This window comes from Lactiplantibacillus sp. 30.2.29 (assembly GCF_018991255.1).
GTDB classification, from domain to species: Bacteria; Bacillota; Bacilli; order Lactobacillales; family Lactobacillaceae; genus Lactiplantibacillus; species Lactiplantibacillus pentosus.
Genome location: NZ_JAGYGU010000068.1, coordinates 1 through 3,914, shown reverse-complemented (window position 1 = coordinate 3,914; position 3,914 = coordinate 1). Strand labels below are relative to the sequence as shown.

The 3,914-nt window shown below is 33.0% G+C and carries 3 protein-coding genes; all 3 read left to right on the top strand.

The genetic code is table 11. The annotated features are described in order from the left end of the window. Window positions 1-696: 696 nt before the first annotated feature. The 3 genes from KGF65_RS16380 to KGF65_RS16375 all read left to right on the top strand — a co-directional run bounded on the left by KGF65_RS16380 (window position 697) and on the right by KGF65_RS16375 (window position 3,675). Window positions 697-852 (top strand): ComC/BlpC family leader-containing pheromone/bacteriocin, encoded by a 156-nt coding sequence (locus KGF65_RS16380; RefSeq protein WP_101872757.1) that lies wholly within the window; start codon window positions 697-699, stop codon window positions 850-852. Window positions 853-862: 10 nt separating this feature from the next. After that, on the top strand, window positions 863-1,006 hold the full coding sequence (locus KGF65_RS17460) for a plantaricin NC8 alpha peptide precursor (protein WP_101872758.1): 144 nt from the start codon (window positions 863-865) through the stop codon (window positions 1,004-1,006). 1,340 nt (window positions 1,007-2,346) lie between these two features. Then, the gene (locus KGF65_RS16375) at window positions 2,347-3,675 is read left to right on the top strand and encodes a sensor histidine kinase (RefSeq protein WP_101872760.1); all 1,329 of its coding nucleotides are present in this window, start codon (window positions 2,347-2,349) and stop codon (window positions 3,673-3,675) included. The last annotated feature ends 239 nt before the right edge of the window (window positions 3,676-3,914 follow it).

The window sequence follows — 3,914 nt, the reverse complement described above, 5'->3', positions numbered from 1 at the left end:
GGAACTATTTGTGCACTCAAAATCTAAAATCAAAGTCAAAATCAAATCCGTAGTCAACAAGGGGGGAGGCCCAATTAGTAGCTGGCGAACGGTATTGAATAATTATTAGTTTAAGACAAGGTACTTTTGACAGTACCTTATTGTAAGAGAGGTAATAAAATGTGTACGATTATAGAGGAAAACGTAACGTTAATAGAAAAATAAATCAAGATTGGAATCAAAGTGTATATTAGAAGTATAGAGAAGAAGGGTAATTAAAGAGTACTTTTGGATATGAATGTAAGCGGATTCTTAAACTGTGTGAACTTAAATTAAATACACTATTCTTGTTTGTGGTCTGGCCTAGCGGTTGCTAACAATATACGAAAGGGGGTGTAAGAGTTGGAATACTCAGGGAGCATTGATAAGTTTGTTTGCATTAACTAAGAGATACTGAATGTGGAATTAACACATGTGTTTTACATCGTCAGTAATATTGATATAAGCTAAATCGGCAGTTGGCGTTGATTCCAAAAATAATCTTATGGTTTTTGTCAATAATTGTTGGAGATCCGTCTTCAGAGTAAAAATTGTGTAATTGTATTTTTAGTAAAAACTATAAAATATAAGTAATTGTAATAAGGTTTTGAAAATATTTACTATATGGTGTTGAATTTTTGAGAATGACAGTATTTTAATACATTGGGGAGATACATTATGAATAAATTGAATGATTTTTATATTTTGAATGAAGGCAATCTATCGCAAATTGAAGGTGGTTCGGGATTTTCTCTTGGTTTAGAAATTTTATTGTCAGCGTATAAGCATCGTAAAACAATCGAGAAGAGCTTTAATAAAGGATTTTATAACTAGGGAGCGGAATATTATGAAATTTCAAACTATTAGTGCATCTAATTTAGCGACAATTACTGGCGGGGACTTAACGACAAAGCTTTGGAGTTCTTGGGGATATTATCTCGGAAAGAAAGCACGTTGGAATTTGAAACACCCATATGTACAGTTTTAGGAGTGTTCAATGTGATTAATAAAAACTTTTTGAAAGATATCAATTTTTGGGTCTGGATGATTGTTCTGATTATTAGTATAAAGACGACAGTAAATATTGACTTGAGCAGCATGGATTGGATTATACAGACCATCTTCACAATTGTCAGTATTGTAGGAATCGTGAATATACTGTTTTTTAAGAGTAATGCCCAAAAATAATTTGATGACAGACTTTTTTTAAATTTAGATTAGCTATGTGAATAATTACAGCTAATCTAGTGTATTAATAGAGTCTATTTCAAGATTTAAAATGGAAACGAGATCTGCTTGAGTAGTTGTATTCATGCAAGTCTCGTTTTTTTTGATGCTGAATCAATTAAAGATGCATAGCTCGTATTGAGAACTATTTTGTAGATATCCACCTGGATGAACAAACAAATCAAAAACAATCCGTGAATCCGGTAATAAAACTCAAATTTCCTCTCATATTTTTCAGTAAGAGTCGTCAAAAGCCGTTATTATTACTGAATTATAGAATGAACTTACTTGCATTCGGAAAAGTAACACTGAAATTTGAAATAGGCGTATACGTAATGTCACGATTTTTAAAATCACATTTTTCCGATGCAAAAATGGATTGTTTGAAATTTGAAAAATATTGTACTGCGTTATTCAATATGAAAAACGTATGGTTATGTAATGATAACTGTTGGTTTTGTCAAGGAGGAAAATAGTTTAGTTTTTTAACGTTATTTTCGACGATGATTCGTTGATTGCAGGCATTGAATAAATCGGATGCAGTGTTAGTATAAGAGCCTCGAGTTGGTATCGATTTACAAATTCAGACGGATTGTCTCCTGCACCAGATATAGCGGTTTTAATACCCATAGGGTCGCCTTTTTTGTGGGTATTGGTCGTGATTGTCGAATATTAAGTGCGAATTTACGTTTGAAGCCAAAAAGTGTACGTTAATAAGAATAACAATATTTCAGATCAAAATTGCTCTATCATGGACATGTGAGGTGATTGTTGTGAAAATTAAGATTAAGCATGTAAAGCAGTGTGAGTAATAACGAAATGCAGAAAATCGCTGGTGGGAAGAGTAGCACGTATTCGTTACAAATGGGATTGGTTGTACGTACGGCAACAAAAATATTTAAAAACTGAAATGGTGAATTGATGTGTTGAGTGTCTACTCTGCTAAGGTGTAAATTGTTCGAATATTGCTAGTTCAAGCTGGTTAATGAGTCACAGCTCTTGAAAAGAATACTGTAAAATGATAGCTTGCTAATAAAGTAAATTAACAAATATTATTTTATATTAGCTAATGAGACGATAAAACACTTTAGGGGGAGTACTGTGATTGAAGTTAGCATTTTGGATGGCATTGCACAATCGTTTTTTATTTATTTTGGGATAATTGTGGTATACAATTTTATTTTTGGTAATACTGGTGTGAAAAACATCGTTTATTCATTGATTTTGTTATTGATATTATCTTTAATAGGAATCTTTTTAGGCGACATTACATCATTTTTCTTAGCCTTAGGAATGATAATTAGAGAAAGACGAAAGCCAAAAATCAATTATTACCATTTAAATGTTTTTTTGATGTTGTTATCAAGTCAAATCGTAGTTTTAGCACTGGCAGCTTATTTCAGTAGGGGATTGTTGTATCTTTTTCTTGACCTTCATCAAATCGCTGATTTATCAACACACAGCCATCTTTTTACTGGAGTTGAGATTGTTACGATGTGCATCATTGATCTTTTAGCGCTTCAATTTGGTCATGTCATGATAAAGCGGTATGCTGGATCGCTAGACATAAGTAATGACGGAGAAGTTAATAAGCATCTATTTACTATATTGTTGGCTGTTTTTGGATCAATCGAGCTGCTACTACTAATTAGTAATTTTCAAGGAGTTACAGCTACAATTCAGTTAACGCTGTTATTAACATTTGTTTTAATGCTTGGTCTCATCAGTTGGCAAGCTTTAGAAACCACAAGAGTGTATATTTTGCAGAAAAAAGTCGCAACTGAGAAGCTCCAAAATGAACAGTTAGATAATTATCTTAAGAGCGTAGAGCACCAGTATTTGGAATTAAGAAAGTTTAAGCACGATTATAAAAATTTAATTGCTAGTTTAAATGCTCAAAATGATATTGGTGAGATTAAGGACTACTTGACTGATTATACAAATAGTAAAGCGTTTAAAATAACTTTAAATGATGGGAGTATCGCACGTATTCAGCATTTAAAAAATGATACATTACGTGGGTTAATCGTCCAAAAGTTTTTTTATGCTAAACAATGTGATGTCAAGCTAAATATTGAAATAGGTGACACTGATTTTTATCTCAGTCATGGGGTTGCTACAGCAATGCGTATCGTGGGTAACTTGTTGGATAATGCAATTGAACAAGCAATATTAATGGCCGATAGAGCGGTGACAGTTGCTTTTAATGTAATTGAAAATACATCGGAAATTTCGATTAGTAATTCTGTTGGTTCAGATTTTGACCAGCACAAGCTCTTTGAGACTGGCTATTCAACCAAGGGCAGCAATCGTGGCTTAGGCCTCGCAAATGTGCAAGAGCTTGTCGAACAGCAGCATGGGTTCTATATGGAAATTGAAAGCACCAAAGGCTATGTCACAATGACTTTGATTATTACGGAGGATAACTAGGTGTTACCGGTTTATATATTAGAAGATAATGAAGCTCAAAGAAGCGAATATACAAGTATCATAAACAATACCATCATGATTGAAGAGAGCGTAAAATATCTTGTGTAAATGCATAAAAGATTTCTGAATTGTATAGAAATAGGGAATGCCTTCCCTTATGATATTTAGTAACTACAGAAAACATCACAGGAGGCATTCCCCATGAATGAACTTACCACAGAAATTATCGCTGCACTAGT

What these genes read in the sequence shown, in the direction of transcription:
- KGF65_RS16380 (WP_101872757.1), top strand. Translation starts at nt 697, where the DNA reads ATGAATAAATTGAATGATTTTTATATTTTGAATGAAGGCAATCTATCG.